Below are 16,894 nucleotides of genomic sequence, written 5' to 3' on the forward strand. Positions count from 1 at the left end.
CGCTGACCATGAAGTTATTTCTCCACTCTGCATTACGACTCAAGCATTCGTCAAAAGAAGGATTTAAAATTACTTCTATTGACTGGATTTATCTGACAGCAACACCGAAGCAGCTCTCAAGGTGTTCAAAAGCGACTATAAAGGGCAAGGTCGACGCTATTTGGGGCCGATTCGTGATTGGATCAAAATAGTGCGCAGCAATTACGACTTTGCCAGCGGCGATATTGAGGCGATAAAAAAACACCTTCCGCTCTACCGGCAAGAGTTACTGAAAATGCTGGAAGAGTTGAAAGCGAAGTGCTCGGGTGTAAATGATGCACCACTGGATCCGGTTAAGGCGGCGCTGGAGAAAGCTCTGTTTGTTGACATGAATAGCACCTCCCAATCCTCTGGCTACTCCATTCCACCGAGTTTCAGCAGCAGCGTCAGCACAAGCAACAGTCTTGGAATACAGCCATCCAATGTGCAGGTGACCGAGAATGGACACGTGTTACATGCAAATGATACCGCTGGAGGAGGAGACTGTTTTTACCACTCGATTTTTGAAGCACTTAATGGAAGAAGTTCAAACCTTCAAGACCAACAATCGGTTCGTGCCAGGATAGTCACCGCATTACGCCATAACCCCCGCCTTGCCGCCTCTCACTTTGGCTCCGATCGCGCAGGTAGCACGGCTCTAGAGCGCTTTATTCAAGAAGTCTCCCGACAAACGGAATGGGTGCCTGATCATGGCCCTGCCATCATTGCCGATGCGTTGGGTATCAGAATTGTCATCCACCGTCCCAATGGGACCGTCTACTATGATGCGCGCCCTAACGCCACTATTGTCGGCCCCCCATCGCAAACCATTCACCTGCAATATACAGGCGCCCATTACAACTCTTATACGCGCAACCAACTTTAGGAACCTCTGAAGAGGTTCCTAAATTACGGCGCATATTGATTTTCTGTATTGATTCGCATGTTGGGTTCAAACAACTCGCCCCGTTTTCCCACTTTATTAAAACGTTCTGGTGGTCCCTTGGTTTCTGGCATCTGCTGTGCCAAATCACCGCTATTCTCCTGCCGCCTTTTGTCAGCCATATGCCGCAGCGTGACGTATAGAATTCAATTGTTTGAGCTATTGCTCAATCGCAAGGGATGAATCATGTACACGGAGGAAGATATCAGATGACGAAGCGTATCCTTTTGATCGAAAAAACCGAACCCGACGGGAAGATCGCGAGCATTGGCATGCTGGAGGTCAGTGTACGCAAAGATACCATTCTACTCATTACCGCCAACCAACAATACGCTTGGAACGTGATGTCAGATCGCGAGTTCTTGAGCTTGTCGCCGTCCGACATTCATGCCTACGACTTCGTTCTGCTCCGCATGAACGCACCACATAACCCGAGCGTACACGAGCGGTTGCGGGTATCGAGTGTCCCCTACGAGCCAAAGGACGACGACACGAAGCGCCTCGACAGCAAGTTGGCGACCGTGCAGGTCCGGGACCTTCCCGGTTTCATTCGCGACTCACATGTGTACGAAAGCGGGGAAGCACTGCTCCGAAAGCTCGAGGAAGAGCCAATCAGCAAACGTATCATTGTCAAACGCGAAATCGGTTGCTGTGCTCAGTTCGTATGGCTTGCCGAGCGACAGGATTCAGGCTGGACCTTTTTGAACATCGCAAGGAATACCATCGACGCCGACTGGCACAGTGTGTACGGCAGAGGCAGGGAGAAAGTCAGCTTTATCACCCAACCATATTGGCCGTCGATTCAAATGACGGGCGAGCGGCGCCTGATTATGATGCGCACGCACCCACTCTTCGTCATCGAGAAGAAGCCGCGCGACGGAACGCTGTCAGCCAGCGTACAGAGCGGAGCCACGCCAAAGCGTCTAGACTCCGGCGTTTTGCAGGAGCACTGGGTAATGCGGTTTGTTGCCAGCCTCGACGAGCTACGCGTGCGCTTGGGCCTTCGTGCTTTCCCCTATCAGTGGTCGGCCGACTTCATCTGTGATGATGCAGGCGACTGGCTCGTTTCTGAGATCAATCCCATGTGCAATGGTTTGATGCTGTTTACGCGCAATGAGCTGCAGCTCATTGTGGAGGAGGCGATCCAAGGCCTTGCCACCGAGCCCCCTACACAGCCTTTCGTGCCAGGATAGCTACCACCTCGATATGGTTCCTGCAATTGAATTCCATACAGGAGGGCTGGGGTCAGACTGCCCTCCACGGACATTCCCTATTTTTTAGTATTTAATGTCATAACCATTCAGCAAGGCCAAATTATCCATCTCATACATATCCTTGACTTCAGCTAACAGCCTTCTGTCGCCTAGTGTCATTTGATTCTTTTTAATCTGGAACATTGAATAAAGGTAATTCGTAAACTGTCTCACCCCTTTACTCCTTAGAAAATAAAAAGAGTTCAGATAAGTATCCAACTCGTCCCGACACATCGGATTAAATCCTGCCATCTCTCGCAAGCGTTTATGAATATCAGGAAACCGTACAGAATAAGATTTATTAATAACTTTAAAGTTATAGTCGTCATAGTATTTAGAGCTAACGTCCAGCCAAGAACATAGCTTTCGCATTAATTCCAGGGGACGGATTTCCATTTCTTCCATTGTACCAACAAAAATATTTTTCTCCCCCAAAGCAGATTTCCACTTATCTAAATACTTTGCGTATCTTCCCCATTCGATTGAATGGTGAAGAATATAGTCAAACCTTTTTTCTCTGGACGAGCGCCTTAATTTATCTTTGGAGTTAACCATTTCAATGTATTCGGAGAAGGATTCTATATTTATTCCCTGGATCACCTGGGTGAAAAATAAATAACAGGAATATAATCTTAGCTCGGGCGTTCGGAGCATGAAGATAACTTTTACATTTTGGTTGGATACAGCATAATCAAAGCAGGTATTCTGGTCGAAGTGGAAAGGTGATGCTTCCAGGCAGATTCTCTCGTCTTCAATTTTGAAAAAAGTATCAAAGTTGCCACCATTATGAAAAGTTTTCCAAGGAGGTTGAAACTCGCATTCTTTGTCGATAAAGAAAAAGGTCTCCTTGGGATTAGAAGCGCAAATGTCAGGATGGTCCGACAACCAATAATATAGAGAAGAGGTACCACATTTAGGAAACCCAACTATCAGCAATACTGTGTCCATAAAATACTCCTTTATTTAATGTTTCTCCAAATATTTCTATATCTCCTTAAGTAATTATCGCTGTTACGTATTAAAATATATTTATCCGTTTTTATTTAGTTAAAAGATAGAAGATCAGATTTGAAAGATGCTTGTAGTTGAGCTTTTACTTCATTCATTTTAAGGGTTAGTCGATTTCGCTGCTCCTCACTCATCATTCTTTGGTGATCGCCTATAATGCCACGTCTGAAATGGTGTTCCATTTGAGGTTCTCTTGCTTTCATTGTTTCGAATTGGCAGGCCTCAGTGATTCTTTTAACATCCCGAGAATTAATATCGATACTGATGAAGTCAGCAATTTTTTTTATAGACGAAGACATATCCGTCAATATTTCTTCGTACGATAAGTACAGAATGTTTGGTGCACCAAAATGCTGTTTCCATGAGTAGTAATGATGAAAATACCCTCCCCAGCGAAGCTCAGACGCCATAAATTGTTCAAAGAAATCATTCCATGAGCAATTGTACGATTTGTTTCCATCTACCGGATTTAAATACTGGTGGTAATAAGAAGTAACCATATCAAGGCAGTTTCTTGATATGTGAATAAATTTGGCGCAGGATTTTATCGGGTCAACATGTTCTGAAGCTGTCCAATGGCTTTTAAAGCAGCGTGGGTTATTTATCTTAGCGAGGTTTTCTAATGAAATATAATATCTTATATTCTTATCTCCAACCTCTGGCCAGGGAACTATGTCATAGCGAGGTGCACTAGCATTTTTATTCAAAATGTTAGCTAGAATACCTTGAGTTAACGTTGTGCCAGACCTTGGATATGTGACTAACCATACGTCACTTTCCCTAAACTCAACTTTATTGATTAATTCGTCTATTCTCTCCTTATTGATAAAATAAGGAACTTTCAATCCATATACTGTGTTATCGTTTTTATTTTTCATACAGTCCCTCGTATTAAATAAAATTATTCCGATAACGACCTAGATGCGTACAGCCTGTTTTTCGTTATTTCAATTGCCCCAGACTGCTTTAAAGCTATGAGTTTCATAAGGCCTAGCCTGGGTCACTTATGAGTAGTTAATGCTACCCCAAGTGTAGATCAAATTTTGCACACCACGAAGAATTATAAAGCAAATTTACTTAATAAAGATATTTCTGTTGTAATGTGTTGATTTTATTTGTGTAAACTAAAGTTGTGTTTAATTTTCACCATAACCATTAAATATAAATAGATTCATTTTTATTTTTAATTAATCTATAAATAGATATTTCCAATGAAATTTCAATGATTACATCAGAAATAGAGTTTTTTACGATCTGGCAGTTTTGAGAGTGTGAGCCCATACTTGATCTGTTCTCGCTGTCAAGAACGATGTTTTGGAGGGAAACGTCACGATAAGCATTTTAGGAAGAATTGCTATACACGCCAAGCACATAGGAGGACGCTATGAACTTTGAAGGGGATTTCAGACTCATAGGCGTATACGATGTTACTTTTCTTGAAGACAAATTATTATCGTTCACCGAAAGTGACTGGGGCAAAATGTCATGGAAGGAGCGAATAGGTAAAGAGCACCGCCATACTCAAACTATTCCTATACTCTTTGATAAGGATTTCAGGCATTCAAATCCATCCAGGCATGCCGCCGTCAATACATTAAGGGAAGTATGTGCAGACATGGAAGGTATTATGAAAGATTTTTTCGGGGATCAAACAGGCTACTTTATTCGAATGATTCTTGTTCGGATGAATCCCATGTCGGAAATACCTCTTCATTATGACACCGGCTCATCTTTACCTTATTCCCACCGAGTGCATTTGCCCATATGTACTAATGAAAAGATAACCTTTCAAGTGGGGCAGGAACGTAAATACCTAAAAAAGGGAGAGCTCTGGGAAATAAACAACCAGAGACAGCATGGGGTATTCAATCGATCAAATGAATATAGGGTTCATATGATTATGGACTGGGTGACGTCGGATTTGTTAGCGCTCAGGAAGCATGAGCTAGGGCTGGAGCCTGATGACGTCGGGAAATTGCCAAAAGAGGATTCACGTATTTAATTGGGCGGATGCTGGAATCAGAATCTTCTCTTCTTTCGAAGAGATCTTCGCCTAAATAATTGACAGGTATAGTCTCTCACTAATGTATCCAGAACTTTTGGAGCACTGCATGGTATGTATCCAAAAACAGGTTGGTGGATTTATTCAGATGGAGTTTGCCAGTGCGCTGGCCATTGAATCACCCACCTCAGTGAGATTCTTGGAGGGATTGGAGAAGGATCGGCGATACCCACAGCCTGTGCCGGGTTTAGCTGATATACCTGGCCGATGCTTGGACACTGGAGTCTGCTCATGATGAGGAAGGGACACTGAAACCAGGGAGGTGATTAATGATCGACGCGGCACTGTCGGCGTTGTTCGATCGCCATGGCCCGGGCTATCGATGGCTGGCCATGATAACCGTGTTAATGGGCACAATTTCAACGAGCCTGACCGCCACTATTATTAACGTCGCTCTGCCTGAAATCATGCGCTACTTTGCATTGTCGCAAGGGGTCGCTCACTGGTTATCCACTGGGTTTATGGCGGCAATGACCACCTCAATGCTCACCGCTGCGTGGCTAGCTCAACGGGTTGGGCTCAGGTTTTCTTTAGGCGTTGGAATGCTGTTATTTTGTGCAGCCTCAGCCTTAGGAGCCTTTAGCCAAAGCGCGGAAATACTAATACTGTCCCGGATGTTGCAGGGGGCTGCAGCAGGTCTGTTACAACCGCTGGCCATATTCGTGCTATTCAAGGTCTTTCCCCGTGAACAGAGGGGACGGGCAATAGGAATATATAGCATTGGATTGATTCTGGCTCCGGCTTTGGGGCCTGTTTTAGGGGGCATCATCGTTGATCAGTTAGACTGGAGATATGTCTTTATCGTGCCAATACCGATCTCATTTTTGGGATTAGTGCTGTCGATGACTTATATGCCCGGTCGTGATCAAAGCCAGACAAAGCTGCAGTTTGACTGGATGAGTTTTTTACTTCTGGCTGGGGGGATAGCGACAGGTCTGGATGCTTTGAATCGATTGCAACATGGTGGAAAAGAGATAGTGACAGTCCTGCTGGAAGCATCGATATCTTTGCTTTTATTGGCTGGATTTATCTGGCAGCAACACCGAAGCAGGGTTCCCTTACTCCAGTTGTCGCTTCTTCGTATCGCCAGTTTTCGTAGTGCAGCAATTGTGGCTTTAGCTCTGGGGCTGGCGCGATATGGATCAAACTATTTAATTCCCCTGTTTGTGCAAACGGCCTATCAATATTCCGCGACAGAAGCCGGTATTATGATGTTTCCGGCAGGCATCGTACATGGAGTTCTTTTTCCGTTGGCGGGCTTTGCCGCAGACAAATATCAGCAGCGTAAATTAATCGCTGTCGGTTTAACGGTGTTTGGTGTGGCAGCACTATTGTGGCTCGGAACCACTCCCGGTTCCCCGTTGCTCTATTTAACTTTACTCGTCGTTCTCGGGCGGATTGGGCAGGCTTTGATGATGCCTGCCTTGAGTACCGGTGCATTGCTGGAATTGGATGATCAGCATTTGGGACAGGCTACAGGAATGATCAATTTTTGTCGGCAGTTTGGGGCGGCATTTGGTATCAACCTGGTGGCAATTGTTTTGGAAACCGGTGGGACCAGCGCTGGTATTCAGGCAGGAGCGGAAGTGTCAGTCAGCAGTCTGAACTATTTTGAAGCGTTTGGGATGATGGGGACTCTGACCCTTCTGGCCATTATTCCGGCCTTGAAAATAGGCCGTAAAACAAAGCGCAGCAACCAGGATTCTGGTTGTTGATCTCCAGATTTTACGGAAGTTATTCCTGATAGCAGCAAGGTGGCTTCCATCAACAAAGACCAGGGGACTGTGCTTCCATTTGTAAACCTCCCCTAAACGACTGGCATTTCTGAAGATTAAAGCTGAAGACAGGGACCATCCCGGAACTGCGGTGGTATAAAAATACGAACTTTGAAGTGGTTTTACATATAGATTTAAGGGAATTAATTGGTCGGGACGGCAGGATTTGAACGCGGCCGGCTGCGGTATGCGACCACTATCTTCATCATTGATCTAGTTGAAAGAACTTTAAATTGGTCGGGACGGCAGGATTTGAACCTGCGACCACTTGCACCCCATACAAGTGCGCTACCAGACTGCGCTACGCCCCGACTGAGAAGTTCCACACGATTGTTGGAACGGGTGCGAATATTACCCCAAGCTTGGAGATTTTTAAAGAGTTGATGGGTAAATTTTTAGGACGAATTTATTACCACAATTCGTCCATAGAACGTGAGCCTATCGCTCCAAAACCAGCAGGACTTCCTCAAGCTCCGTAATCATCTGACGAATCAGCTGTTTAGCCTGAGTTGCATCGTCTTTATTTTCGGAACCCGATAGTTTCTGCTTTGCACCACCGATCGTATAGCCCTGATCATACAGAAGGCTCCTGATCTGACGGATCATCAGTACATCCTGACGCTGATAATAGCGGCGATTACCGCGTCGCTTTACCGGCGCCAGTTGCGGGAATTCTTGTTCCCAATAACGCAGCACATGAGCTTTTACACTGCAGAGATCACTGACTTCACCAATGGTGAAATAACGCTTGCCCGGTATAGGGGGCAATTCATCATTGTGACTGGGTTCCAGCATAGGCTTCTACTTTTGCTTTTAGTTTTTGGCCCGGACGAAACGTTACCACACGGCGTGCAGTAATAGGAATTTCCTCTCCCGTTTTCGGATTTCTGCCCGGACGTTGTTTTTTATCTCGCAAATCAAAATTGCCAAAGCCTGATAGTTTCACTTGCTCGTTGTGGCTCAGAGCATCCCGAACCTCATCAAAAAAGGCTTCCACCATTTCTTTGGCTTCTCTCTTATTGAGCCCAACCTCCTGATAGAGGCGCTCAGCCATATCTGCTTTAGTCAAAGCTCCCACGACTAACTCCTCAAGGATGCACCTAAACGATTGCTAAGTTCTTGGATCACGTTATTGAATGCCTCCGTGATTTCTTCGTCCCGTAAAGTGCGTTCCGGATGACGCCAAATAACCCCAATGGCAAGGCTCTTCTTGCCCTTTCCGACAGATTCACCGTGGTATACATCGAAAATATGGTGTCTGACACGCCATTCCCCTGCACTTTCTATAATTGATTTAGCGACTTCGGCATAAGGCGTTGCTTCATCAATAATAATAGCAAGATCTCTACGGATTTCCGGAAAACGCGACACTCCTTTGAAAAATGGCACTTTTCCGTCTGCTATTCGATTTAAGAATAGCTCAAATATAAAAAGTGGGCCATTTAAATTCAAAGTTTTAGCAATTTTTGGGTGCACAGCTCCCAAAGTCCCGACAACCTGTCCATTTCTGCAGATCTGAGCTGTTTGGCCAGGATGCAAAGCAGAGTGTTGAGTCGACTCCCAGGTAAATTCGTCCCCGATCATTCCCAACAGGCTTTCAACGTCACCTTTAGCATCGAAAAAGTCGACTGACTGTTTTGCTTGAGACCAGTTCTCAGGCGACTTGGACCCAGCAATCAAGCCTGCCAATACCGGTTCCTGAACAATTCCACCTTCTTCCTTAACAAAAGTCAGACCGGACTCGAAGAATTTAAGCCTGGACTGCTGACGGTTCTGGTTATACTGCGCCGTCTTCAGTAATCCAGCCCAGAGACTAGTTCTCATTACAGACATATCACTGGCTATAGGATTCGCCAGCGCAATGTTTTCCTGTTCAGGAGTAATCAATGCCTGCAACTTGGGATCCACAAATGAATAAGTGATAACTTCCTGATAACCCAGGGAGACCAAATGTTGCTTCAGCCGACGCAAAGAAGTTTTCTTTTCAGGCAAAGGCTGTATAGCCATAGACCCAACTGGTTCTGTGGTAGGCAGTTTGTTGTAGCCGTATACCCGGGCGATCTCTTCAATCAGATCCACTTCAATGGAAATATCAAAGCGATGGGTAGGAACCTTGAAAGTCCAACCTTCTTTGGTAACTTTCTCAACCACTAAACCAAGACGCGCGAGCAGTTCTTCTACCTTGGTCCGGTCCAGGTGAATCCCCAGAACTTCATCAATTCGGCTGTGACGCAGAGTGACATACTCTCTACCCGGTACATGTTCCTTGCTTTCGACCGTCGTTGTAGGGCCAGGCTCTCCACCCACGATATCCAGCAATAATTGTGTAGCCCGTTCGACGGCTCTGGCCTGGTGCGCAAAGTCCACTCCACGCTCGAAACGGTGGGATGAGTCTGTATGCAGACCGTAACTTCTGGCCTTCCCGGCAATATGTAGTGGTGCAAAGAACGCACTTTCCAGGAAAATATCACGGGTATTCTCACTGACACCACTGTGCTCGCCTCCCATGATGCCTGCAAGCGCCAAGGGCTTCTCGTGATCTGCAATGACCAGCGTATCTTCGTTGATTGAGATTTCCTGACCATCCAGCAAAACAAGCTTCTCGTTTTCCTTGGCCATCCGAACCACAATACCGTCTTTCAGCTCGTTCAGATCGAAAGCGTGCATCGGCTGCCCTAACTCCAGCATAACGAAGTTAGTGATATCAACGACAGGGTCAATGCTGCGGATCCCGCTACGACGTAATTTTTCAATCATCCAAAGAGGTGTCGGCTTCGATAAGTCCGCATTCCGGATAACCCGGCCAACATATCTCGGACATGCTTCCATGGCTTCAATGGAGACAGGAAAAGTGTCTTCGTTGATGGCAGGGATAGCCTTGACCTCAGGATCATCCAGGGTCACCTTATTCAGCGCACCCACTTCCCTGGCCAATCCAAGTAGACTCAGACAGTCGCTTCGATTAGGGGTAAGGTCCACATCAATAATGGTATCGTCCAGGCTCAGATATTCTCTGACATCCACACCAAGTGGAGCGTCCTTTGGAAGAGGCATTAAACCATCTGACTTTTCTGCCAGGCCCAGCTCCTCTTCTGAACAAAGCATTCCGTGGGACTCAATCCCTCTCAACTTTGCTTTCTTAATTTTGAAATCGCCAGGCAGAACTGCGCCTATACGCGCAAAAGGCACCCGCATTCCTGCGACAACATTAGGCGCCCCGCATACCACCTGAAAAACTTCCTTGCCATCACTGACACTACAGACCCTGAGCTTGTCTGCATCAGGGTGAGGCTCCAATCCAGTCACTTCAGCAACAACAATTCCGCTGAATGGCTTGGCAACTGACTCTGTACCATCCACTTCCAGACCCGCCATGGTAATCTGCTGTACCAAAGCCTCTGAACTCAGTTTTGGATCAATCCACTCTCGCAGCCATCTTTCGCTAAATTTCATTTTGCTCGCCTAGGATATTCTGTGAAGCTTTCCCTGTGTCTTCTTGCAGAGGAAGGTCTTCAAAATTCTATTCAATTCTGTTTTTGGTTATCTTCAATGCCTGGCCGATTGCCCGCGCTCAATGCCGGCTGGCGCGAACAACTTCCCCGGCTTAAAACTGCTCCAGAAAACGCATGTCGTTTTCAAAGAACATTCGCAGGTCGTTAACACCGTAACGCAGCATTGCAAGACGCTCTACGCCCAATCCGAAAGCAAAACCGGTGTATATTTCCGGATCCACTCCCGCTGCCTGGAATACTTTTGGATGAACCATTCCGCACCCCATGACTTCCAGCCATTTAACATTGCCTTCCTCATCACGCCCCCATTCGATATCAACCTCTGCTGAAGGCTCAGTGAATGGAAAATAAGAAGGACGGAATCTGACTTCCAGATCCTTTTCAAAGAACTCTCTAAGGAACTCAACGATGGTACTTTTCAAGTCGGCGAAGCTGACTTTCTTATCAACCAGCAAACCTTCAACCTGGTGGAACATCGGAGTGTGAGTCATATCCGAGTCACAACGGTATACCCGCCCCGGACAAATCATGCGAAATGGTGGCTCACGCTCTTCCATTACACGGATCTGAACTGGAGAAGTATGAGTCCGCAACAGCGTTGTCGGATCAAAATAAAAGGTATCGTGCATCGCCCTGGCAGGGTGATGAGAAGGAATATTCAGCGCCTCGAAGTTGTGATAATCGTCTTCAATCTCCGGGCCTTCCTCTACGCTGTACCCACAACGGGCAAAGAAGTCTTCGATCCTTTGCATCGTACGGGTGACCGGATGGATGGTTCCCTGAGACTGAGCTCTGCCGGGCAAAGTCACATCGATGGATTCCGATGCAAGCTTTTCGGCTTCAACTTTCTCCGCCATGGAGCTTTTCGCTGAATTGATCAAGTCCTGGACCTGAACTTTGGCTTCATTTATACGCGCGCCAGCGGCAGGACGTTCAGATGGGTCCAGTTTTCCCAGCTCTTTCAATTGCTGGGTGATCAGGCCTTTCTTACCAAGATATTCAACACGCAGCTGCTCAAGTGCCTGCTCGTTAGCCGCCTGGGTAATCGCATCTTTGGCCTGTCCAACGATGCCTTCAAGATTCTCCATTGATTGCTCCAAGAAACAAAAATAGGGGAAGAGTCGCCCCTTTCCCCTATTGAGTTTTCATCAACAAGTATGCTGACTATGTAGATTAAGCCAGGGCCTCTTTCGCTTTCTCGACGACCACAGCAAAAGCTGCTTTTTCGTTCATGGCCAGATCAGCCAGAACTTTACGATCGATTTCGATGTTGGCTTTCTTCAAACCGGCAATCAAACGGCTGTAGGACAGACCGTTATCACGCGCACCGGCGTTGATACGTGCAATCCACAGAGCGCGGAACTGACGCTTACGCTGACGACGGTCGCGATATGCGTACTGACCGGCTTTGATGACTGCCTGCTTGGCTACACGAAATACGCGGCTACGCGCACCGTAGTAACCCTTGGCTTGTTTTAAAACTTTTTTATGACGACCACGGGCCGTCACACCACGTTTTACTCGAGGCATATTTTCAATCCTTCAGAATCAATGATGACAATAAATTACTGACACAGCATACGCTTGACCAATGGAACATCAGCAGCGTGAACCTGGGTTTTAGGACGCAGGTGACGCTTACGCTTGGTGCTCTTCTTAGTCAGGATGTGACTGGTGAAGGATTGACGATGCTTGAAGCCGTTAGCAGTTTTTTTGAACCGCTTGGCAGCCGAGCTCTTGGTTTTCATCTTAGGCATTTGAACAACTCCGCATTCATATGTTTAATAAATTTGTAATGCAAGCTTCCCCAGTGATGAGCTGAGGGGCACTACTTTTTCTTTTTCGGGGCCAACACCATCATTGCCTGACGCCCTTCCATCTTGGGCCTTTGCTCGACCACACTAAACTCCTCCAGATCTTTTTCGATCCTTTGCAGCAGTTGCATGCCGAGCTCTTGGTGAGCCATTTCCCGACCGCGATAGCGAATCGAAATTTTGGCCTTATCCCCGTGTTCAAGGAAACGTATCAGGTTGCGCAGTTTTACCTGATAATCCCCTTCTTCCGTCCCTGGGCGAAACTTCATCTCTTTTACTTGAGTCTGTTTCTGCTTTTTCTTGGCCGCGGCTTTCTGCTTCTTCTCTTCGAAGATCTTCTTGCCGTAGTCCATGACCTTGCACACTACCGGATCTGCATCCGCTATCTGCACAAGATCCAGAGATTCCTGTTCAGCTTTTTCCAAGGCCTCGCTCAGAGGGACAATCCCCACCTGGGTACCATCCGATAGAATCAGACGCACCTCTGTAGCGGTAATATTTTCATTTATTTTTGGACGATCTTTGCCTTGTGGCGTGTTGCGCTTAATATCAATCTCTCCGTATTGGTGTGAACAGATCCAGCTATCAGACTTTCTTTACCGAGGGGAAATTATTCCCCCTCGGATATTTGGCTCCGACTGCGTAATGCTACTTTCTCTTTAAGCATTTCTGAAAACGCAGAAAAGGACATCGTTCCAAGGTCTTCTCCCTGGCGAGTCCGGATAGCTAGTGTTTGTGCTTCTACTTCTTTATCGCCGATTACGACTAGATAGGGCACTTTGTTCAAAGTATGCTCGCGAATTTTAAAGCCGATCTTCTCGTTTCTCAAGTCCAGATGTGCCCTAAAGCCCTCTTCATTGAGCATTTCTGCAACTTTTTTACAATATTCGGCCTGATTATCGGTAATATTGAGCACCGCAACCTGATTTGGAGCCAGCCAAGTCGGGAAAGCCCCCTCATAGTTTTCGATCAAAATTCCGATAAATCTTTCAAACGATCCCAAAATGGCACGGTGCAACATTACCGGCACTTTTCGGCTCTGATCGTCAGCAACATATTTTGCACCCAGTCTGCCAGGCATAGAAAAATCTACCTGAATAGTGCCGCACTGCCAAAGTCGACCCAGGCAATCTTTCAGCGAGAACTCGACTTTTGGACCATAGAAAGCACCTTCGCCGGGCAGCTCATCCCATGGCAACTCTTTGGCATCCAGAGCATCTGCCAAAGCTTTCTCTGCCTTATCCCAACTTTCATCAGAACCCACACGTTTTTCCGGACGGGTTGAAAGCTTGTAAATGATCTCGTTAAAACCGAAATCTTCATACACTTCGTGCAGGAAATCGATAAAGCGACTTACCTCAGCCTGAATCTGGTCTTCAGTACAGAAGATATGGGCATCATCCTGGGTAAATCCACGGACGCGCATCAAACCATGCAGCGCACCGGATGCTTCGTTCCTATGGCAGGAACCGAACTCAGCCAGTCTCAGGGGAAGATCCTTATGGCTCCGGAGCCCCTGATTGAACACCTGAATGTGACAAGGACAGTTCATTGGTTTAATTGCGAAATCGTGATCTTCGGACTGAGTTGTAAACATGTCCTCACGAAACTTTTCCCAATGGCCGGATTTTTCCCACAGAGTTCTCTCAACTACCTGGGGAGTCTTGATCTCCTTGTATCCATGCTTACGCTGCTGAGCACGCATGTACTGTTCTACCGCCTGATACAGAGTCCAGCCATCTGAATGCCAGAACACCATACCAGGAGCTTCTTCCTGCATATGGAACAGGTTAAGCTTCTTGCCAATTTTACGGTGGTCACGCTTTTCAGCCTCTTCAATACGATGAAGATAGGCTTTCAAATCTTTTTTGTTGCCCCAGGCAGTACCGTAGATACGCTGCAGCATCGCATTATTGGAGTCTCCGCGCCAATAGGCACCCGCTACCTTGGTCAACTTGAAGGCTTTGATCTTGCCGGTGCTGGGTACGTGAGGGCCACGACAGAGATCAATAAAGTCACCCTGGGAATAGAAAGACAGATTCTGTTCTGACGGGATATCCTTAATGATTTCGACCTTATAGTCCTCCCCCATCTTACGGAACAGCTCAACGGCCTCGTCCCGGGACATGAGAGAACGACTGACAGCAAAGTCCGCATCTGACAGTTCTTTCATTCGCGCTTCGATTTTAGCCAGATCATCTGGAGTGAACGGCCGTTCAAAAGCGAAATCGTAGTAAAATCCGTCCTCAATGACTGGACCGATAGTCACTTGCGCCGAAGGAAACAGTTCTTTAACTGCCATGGCAAGCAAATGGGCACAGGAGTGACGAATAACATCCACCCCATCCTGATCCCTTTCTGTGATAATGGCCAGCTGGGTGTCATTTTCAATGACATAAGAGGTATCAACCAGCGTTCCATCCACTTTTCCAGCCAGAGCTGCCTTGGCCAGACCAGGGCCGATATCATTGGCAACGTCCAGTACAGAAACAGAATTGGCAAATTCGCGTTGGCTTCCGTCAGGTAGGGTAATTACAGGCATAATCGTTTCCTATACAGTGGTGATCCGTACCAAAGATCACTTGTCGTTAAAAAATGGGCTGGTGATTCTACCAACTTAAAAGTTGAGATACTATTCCCAGAGAGTATTCTTGGGAAAATTACATTATAAAACAGCTACCAAGGAGCATGGCAGTCAATGAAAGTCGTGGCCATATACAACCTGAAAGGGGGCGTGGGGAAAACAGCCACTGCAGTTAATCTGGCATACTACAGCGCAGGACAGGGCTACAGGACCTTGTTGTGGGATCTTGACGCCCAGGCCGCTGCCAGCTGGTATTTCAATACCAGTCAGAAAAAGAAGCTTAAGGTCACCAAGCTGGTTAAAGATAAAGTGCCACTCTCGGAACTTATCCATGAATCCCCTTTCAGCAATCTGGACATCATTCCTTCCGACCTATCTTATCGCAATCTTGATGTGTTGCTTTCGAATACCAAAGGGAACCCCGTCAGGCAATGGCTGTCCGCGCTTGGGGAAATATACCAGGTCATTATTCTGGATTGCCCACCTTCCCTATCAGAACTGGCATTAGAGGTCCTCTCGGCCAGCGATCTGGTTCTGGCTCCAGCGGTTCCGACACACCTATCCTTTGAGACTTACCGAAATATGGAAGAAATCATGGGGGAAAAAGGGATTTCCATCGACAAGCTATTCCCGGTCCTGACCATGATTGACCGACGCAAGAACCTGCACAGGGAGTTTTCAGACAAATGCCAAAAACTCATTGGCAAGCGCCCACTGGGCTATATCCCATATTGCAGTGATATTGAAAAGATGGGCGAATATCGGGCTCCGGTGGGAGAATTCGCTTTTCGCAGCGTCGGCAATCTGGCCTATCAACTCTTGTGGGACAACCTGAACAAGAAACTCAAGCAGCGATCTTAACCGCCGGCTTGAGGGTCGATATTCTCGGAGGTATTTGACTAGGGGCCTATTAATAAATAGAAGCCACTAATAAATAGCAGCTACTGATTAAGCAACCCGATTTCCCGGTAGTATTTCTCCGCGCCGGGATGCAGTGGCGCTGTCAAACTATCCAGCACCATCTGCTCTTTCTTTAGATTGGCAAGCGCCGGATGCAGCCGCCGAAACAAATCAAAGTTCTCGAACACGGCTTTTACCACGGCATACACAACTTCATCAGAGGTTTCAGATGAGGTGACAAAGGTCGCACCGACCCCGAAGGTATCAACGACGTAGTCTGTCCCCCGGTACATTCCCATGGGAATCGTCGCATGCCGATAATAGGTGTTGGACTTGATCAGTTTATCCACCTGGGGACCTTTAACGGGAACCAGTACGCTATCACAAAGGGTTGTTGCCTCTTTAACAGCACCACTGGGATGCCCCACCACATAGAGCATGACATCAATATCATTGGAGCAAAGTGCACGCGGCTGTTCAATGGCTTTGATTTCCCTGGCCTCTTTGAAGTCGCTAAAAGTCCATCCATAGGCCTTCATTAATACTTCCAGCGTACTTCTCTGCCCTGTTCCCTCACTGCCCACATTAACGCGCTTTCCTTTGATGTCCTCAAAGGATTTGATTTTGGCGTCAGCTCTGGCAACAACAGTGAATGCTTCCGGATGAATGGCGAATACCGAACGTAGATTTTTGTCCGGCCCATCCTCCTTAAAGATGCTTGAACCATAGTAAGCATGATACTGCCAGTCCGACTGGACCACAGCGAAGTCCACTTCCCCGGACCTCAATGCTCTTAAGTTGAAGGGAGAGCCTTCCGTGCTTTCCACATAACAACGAAACCCGTTTTCCTTACTGTTTTTGTTTACCAGCCGGCATATGGCACCGCCGGCCGGAAAATAAACCCCGGTTTCGTTGCCCGTGGCGATAGTGACATGGGTCACATCCGCAGCCAACGCTTTCCATGGCATACCAAGCAATACGAATATGACACCAATGACGATTCGCTTCATTACGTCACTACCACC

General features: G+C 46.9%; 16 protein-coding genes and 1 tRNA gene. 5 read left to right on the plus strand and 12 right to left on the minus strand.

Annotated features, from left to right (window positions below):
* Window positions 1–121 precede the first annotated feature (121 nt).
* Together BTA51_RS09370 and BTA51_RS09375 are read left to right on the plus strand one after the other, a co-directional pair.
* Window positions 122–904, plus strand: coding sequence for an OTU domain-containing protein (locus BTA51_RS09370; protein WP_094707168.1), 783 nt, complete (start codon window positions 122–124; stop codon window positions 902–904).
* Window positions 905–1,170: 266 nt separating this feature from the next.
* Entirely contained in the window at window positions 1,171–2,154 is a 984-nt protein-coding gene (locus BTA51_RS09375; RefSeq protein WP_094707169.1) for a hypothetical protein, read from the plus strand.
* Between the two features lie 84 nt (window positions 2,155–2,238).
* Here BTA51_RS09375 and BTA51_RS09380 read toward each other — a convergent pair whose 3' ends face one another.
* Entirely contained in the window at window positions 2,239–3,162 is a 924-nt protein-coding gene (locus tag BTA51_RS09380; RefSeq protein ID WP_094707170.1) for a sulfotransferase domain-containing protein, read from the minus strand.
* A 95-nt stretch (window positions 3,163–3,257) separates the two neighbouring features.
* The gene (locus tag BTA51_RS09385; protein ID WP_094707171.1) at window positions 3,258–4,100 is read right to left on the minus strand and encodes a sulfotransferase domain-containing protein; all 843 of its coding nucleotides are present in this window, start codon (window positions 4,098–4,100) and stop codon (window positions 3,258–3,260) included.
* Window positions 4,101–4,606: 506 nt separating this feature from the next.
* Here BTA51_RS09385 and BTA51_RS09390 point away from each other — a divergent pair.
* The gene (locus tag BTA51_RS09390; protein ID WP_094707172.1) at window positions 4,607–5,224 is read left to right on the plus strand and encodes an aspartyl/asparaginyl beta-hydroxylase domain-containing protein; all 618 of its coding nucleotides are present in this window, start codon (window positions 4,607–4,609) and stop codon (window positions 5,222–5,224) included.
* Window positions 5,225–5,553: 329 nt separating this feature from the next.
* Entirely contained in the window at window positions 5,554–6,999 is a 1,446-nt protein-coding gene (locus BTA51_RS09400) for a DHA2 family efflux MFS transporter permease subunit (RefSeq protein WP_094707174.1), read from the plus strand.
* A gap of 294 nt (window positions 7,000–7,293) precedes the next feature.
* On the opposite strand, the gene BTA51_RS09405 is transcribed toward BTA51_RS09400, so the two are convergent.
* The 9 genes from BTA51_RS09405 to thrS all read right to left on the minus strand — a co-directional run bounded on the left by BTA51_RS09405 (window position 7,294) and on the right by thrS (window position 14,927).
* Window positions 7,294–7,370 (minus strand) — tRNA-Pro (locus tag BTA51_RS09405).
* A 127-nt stretch (window positions 7,371–7,497) separates the two neighbouring features.
* A complete protein-coding gene (locus BTA51_RS09410) occupies window positions 7,498–7,854 on the minus strand; it encodes a MerR family transcriptional regulator (protein WP_020406606.1) in 357 nt (118 codons plus the stop codon).
* The gene (ihfA, locus tag BTA51_RS09415; RefSeq protein ID WP_020406607.1) at window positions 7,832–8,137 is read right to left on the minus strand and encodes an integration host factor subunit alpha; all 306 of its coding nucleotides are present in this window, start codon (window positions 8,135–8,137) and stop codon (window positions 7,832–7,834) included. The genes BTA51_RS09410 and ihfA overlap by 23 nt, the downstream gene beginning before the upstream one ends.
* 2 nt (window positions 8,138–8,139) lie before the next feature.
* On the minus strand, window positions 8,140–10,512 hold the full coding sequence (gene pheT, locus BTA51_RS09420; RefSeq protein WP_094707175.1) for a phenylalanine--tRNA ligase subunit beta: 2,373 nt from the start codon (window positions 10,510–10,512) through the stop codon (window positions 8,140–8,142).
* 151 nt (window positions 10,513–10,663) lie between these two features.
* The gene (pheS, locus tag BTA51_RS09425; protein WP_094707176.1) at window positions 10,664–11,659 is read right to left on the minus strand and encodes a phenylalanine--tRNA ligase subunit alpha; all 996 of its coding nucleotides are present in this window, start codon (window positions 11,657–11,659) and stop codon (window positions 10,664–10,666) included.
* An 85-nt stretch (window positions 11,660–11,744) separates the two neighbouring features.
* Window positions 11,745–12,101 carry a 50S ribosomal protein L20 gene (rplT, locus tag BTA51_RS09430; RefSeq protein ID WP_020406610.1) on the minus strand — a complete coding sequence of 119 codons (357 nt, stop codon included), beginning with the start codon at window positions 12,099–12,101 and terminating at the stop codon, window positions 11,745–11,747.
* Window positions 12,102–12,136: 35 nt separating this feature from the next.
* Window positions 12,137–12,328, minus strand: coding sequence for a 50S ribosomal protein L35 (gene rpmI, locus BTA51_RS09435; protein ID WP_094707177.1), 192 nt, complete (start codon window positions 12,326–12,328; stop codon window positions 12,137–12,139).
* Between the two features lie 71 nt (window positions 12,329–12,399).
* Window positions 12,400–12,939: a translation initiation factor IF-3 gene (gene infC / locus BTA51_RS09440; RefSeq protein ID WP_168188119.1), complete on the minus strand. Its 540-nt coding sequence runs from the start codon at window positions 12,937–12,939 to the stop codon at window positions 12,400–12,402.
* A 56-nt stretch (window positions 12,940–12,995) separates the two neighbouring features.
* Entirely contained in the window at window positions 12,996–14,927 is a 1,932-nt protein-coding gene (gene thrS, locus BTA51_RS09445) for a threonine--tRNA ligase (protein WP_094707179.1), read from the minus strand.
* A gap of 156 nt (window positions 14,928–15,083) precedes the next feature.
* Here thrS and BTA51_RS09450 point away from each other — a divergent pair, with 156 nt between their 5' ends.
* A complete protein-coding gene (locus tag BTA51_RS09450) occupies window positions 15,084–15,830 on the plus strand; it encodes a ParA family protein (RefSeq protein WP_094707180.1) in 747 nt (248 codons plus the stop codon).
* An 80-nt stretch (window positions 15,831–15,910) separates the two neighbouring features.
* Here the strand turns inward: BTA51_RS09450 and BTA51_RS09455 are convergent, their stop codons facing one another.
* Window positions 15,911–16,879: a TAXI family TRAP transporter solute-binding subunit gene (locus tag BTA51_RS09455; protein WP_094707181.1), complete on the minus strand. Its 969-nt coding sequence runs from the start codon at window positions 16,877–16,879 to the stop codon at window positions 15,911–15,913.
* Between the last annotated feature and the right edge of the window lie 15 nt (window positions 16,880–16,894).

It is taken from the genome of Hahella sp. CCB-MM4 (assembly GCF_002260525.1).
Lineage (GTDB): Bacteria > Pseudomonadota > Gammaproteobacteria > Pseudomonadales > Oleiphilaceae > Hahella.

What these genes read in the sequence shown, in the direction of transcription:
- BTA51_RS09375 (WP_094707169.1), top strand. Translation starts at nt 1,171, where the DNA reads ATGACGAAGCGTATCCTTTTGATCGAAAAAACCGAACCCGACGGGAAG.
- BTA51_RS09380 (WP_094707170.1), bottom strand. Translation starts at nt 3,162, where the DNA reads ATGGACACAGTATTGCTGATAGTTGGGTTTCCTAAATGTGGTACCTCT.
- BTA51_RS09385 (WP_094707171.1), bottom strand. Translation starts at nt 4,100, where the DNA reads ATGAAAAATAAAAACGATAACACAGTATATGGATTGAAAGTTCCTTAT.
- BTA51_RS09390 (WP_094707172.1), top strand. Translation starts at nt 4,607, where the DNA reads ATGAACTTTGAAGGGGATTTCAGACTCATAGGCGTATACGATGTTACT.
- BTA51_RS09400 (WP_094707174.1), top strand. Translation starts at nt 5,554, where the DNA reads ATGATCGACGCGGCACTGTCGGCGTTGTTCGATCGCCATGGCCCGGGC.
- BTA51_RS09410 (WP_020406606.1), bottom strand. Translation starts at nt 7,854, where the DNA reads ATGCTGGAACCCAGTCACAATGATGAATTGCCCCCTATACCGGGCAAG.
- pheT (WP_094707175.1), bottom strand. Translation starts at nt 10,512, where the DNA reads ATGAAATTTAGCGAAAGATGGCTGCGAGAGTGGATTGATCCAAAACTG.
- pheS (WP_094707176.1), bottom strand. Translation starts at nt 11,659, where the DNA reads ATGGAGAATCTTGAAGGCATCGTTGGACAGGCCAAAGATGCGATTACC.
- rplT (WP_020406610.1), bottom strand. Translation starts at nt 12,101, where the DNA reads ATGCCTCGAGTAAAACGTGGTGTGACGGCCCGTGGTCGTCATAAAAAA.
- rpmI (WP_094707177.1), bottom strand. Translation starts at nt 12,328, where the DNA reads ATGCCTAAGATGAAAACCAAGAGCTCGGCTGCCAAGCGGTTCAAAAAA.
- thrS (WP_094707179.1), bottom strand. Translation starts at nt 14,927, where the DNA reads ATGCCTGTAATTACCCTACCTGACGGAAGCCAACGCGAATTTGCCAAT.
- BTA51_RS09450 (WP_094707180.1), top strand. Translation starts at nt 15,084, where the DNA reads ATGAAAGTCGTGGCCATATACAACCTGAAAGGGGGCGTGGGGAAAACA.
- BTA51_RS09455 (WP_094707181.1), bottom strand. Translation starts at nt 16,879, where the DNA reads ATGAAGCGAATCGTCATTGGTGTCATATTCGTATTGCTTGGTATGCCA.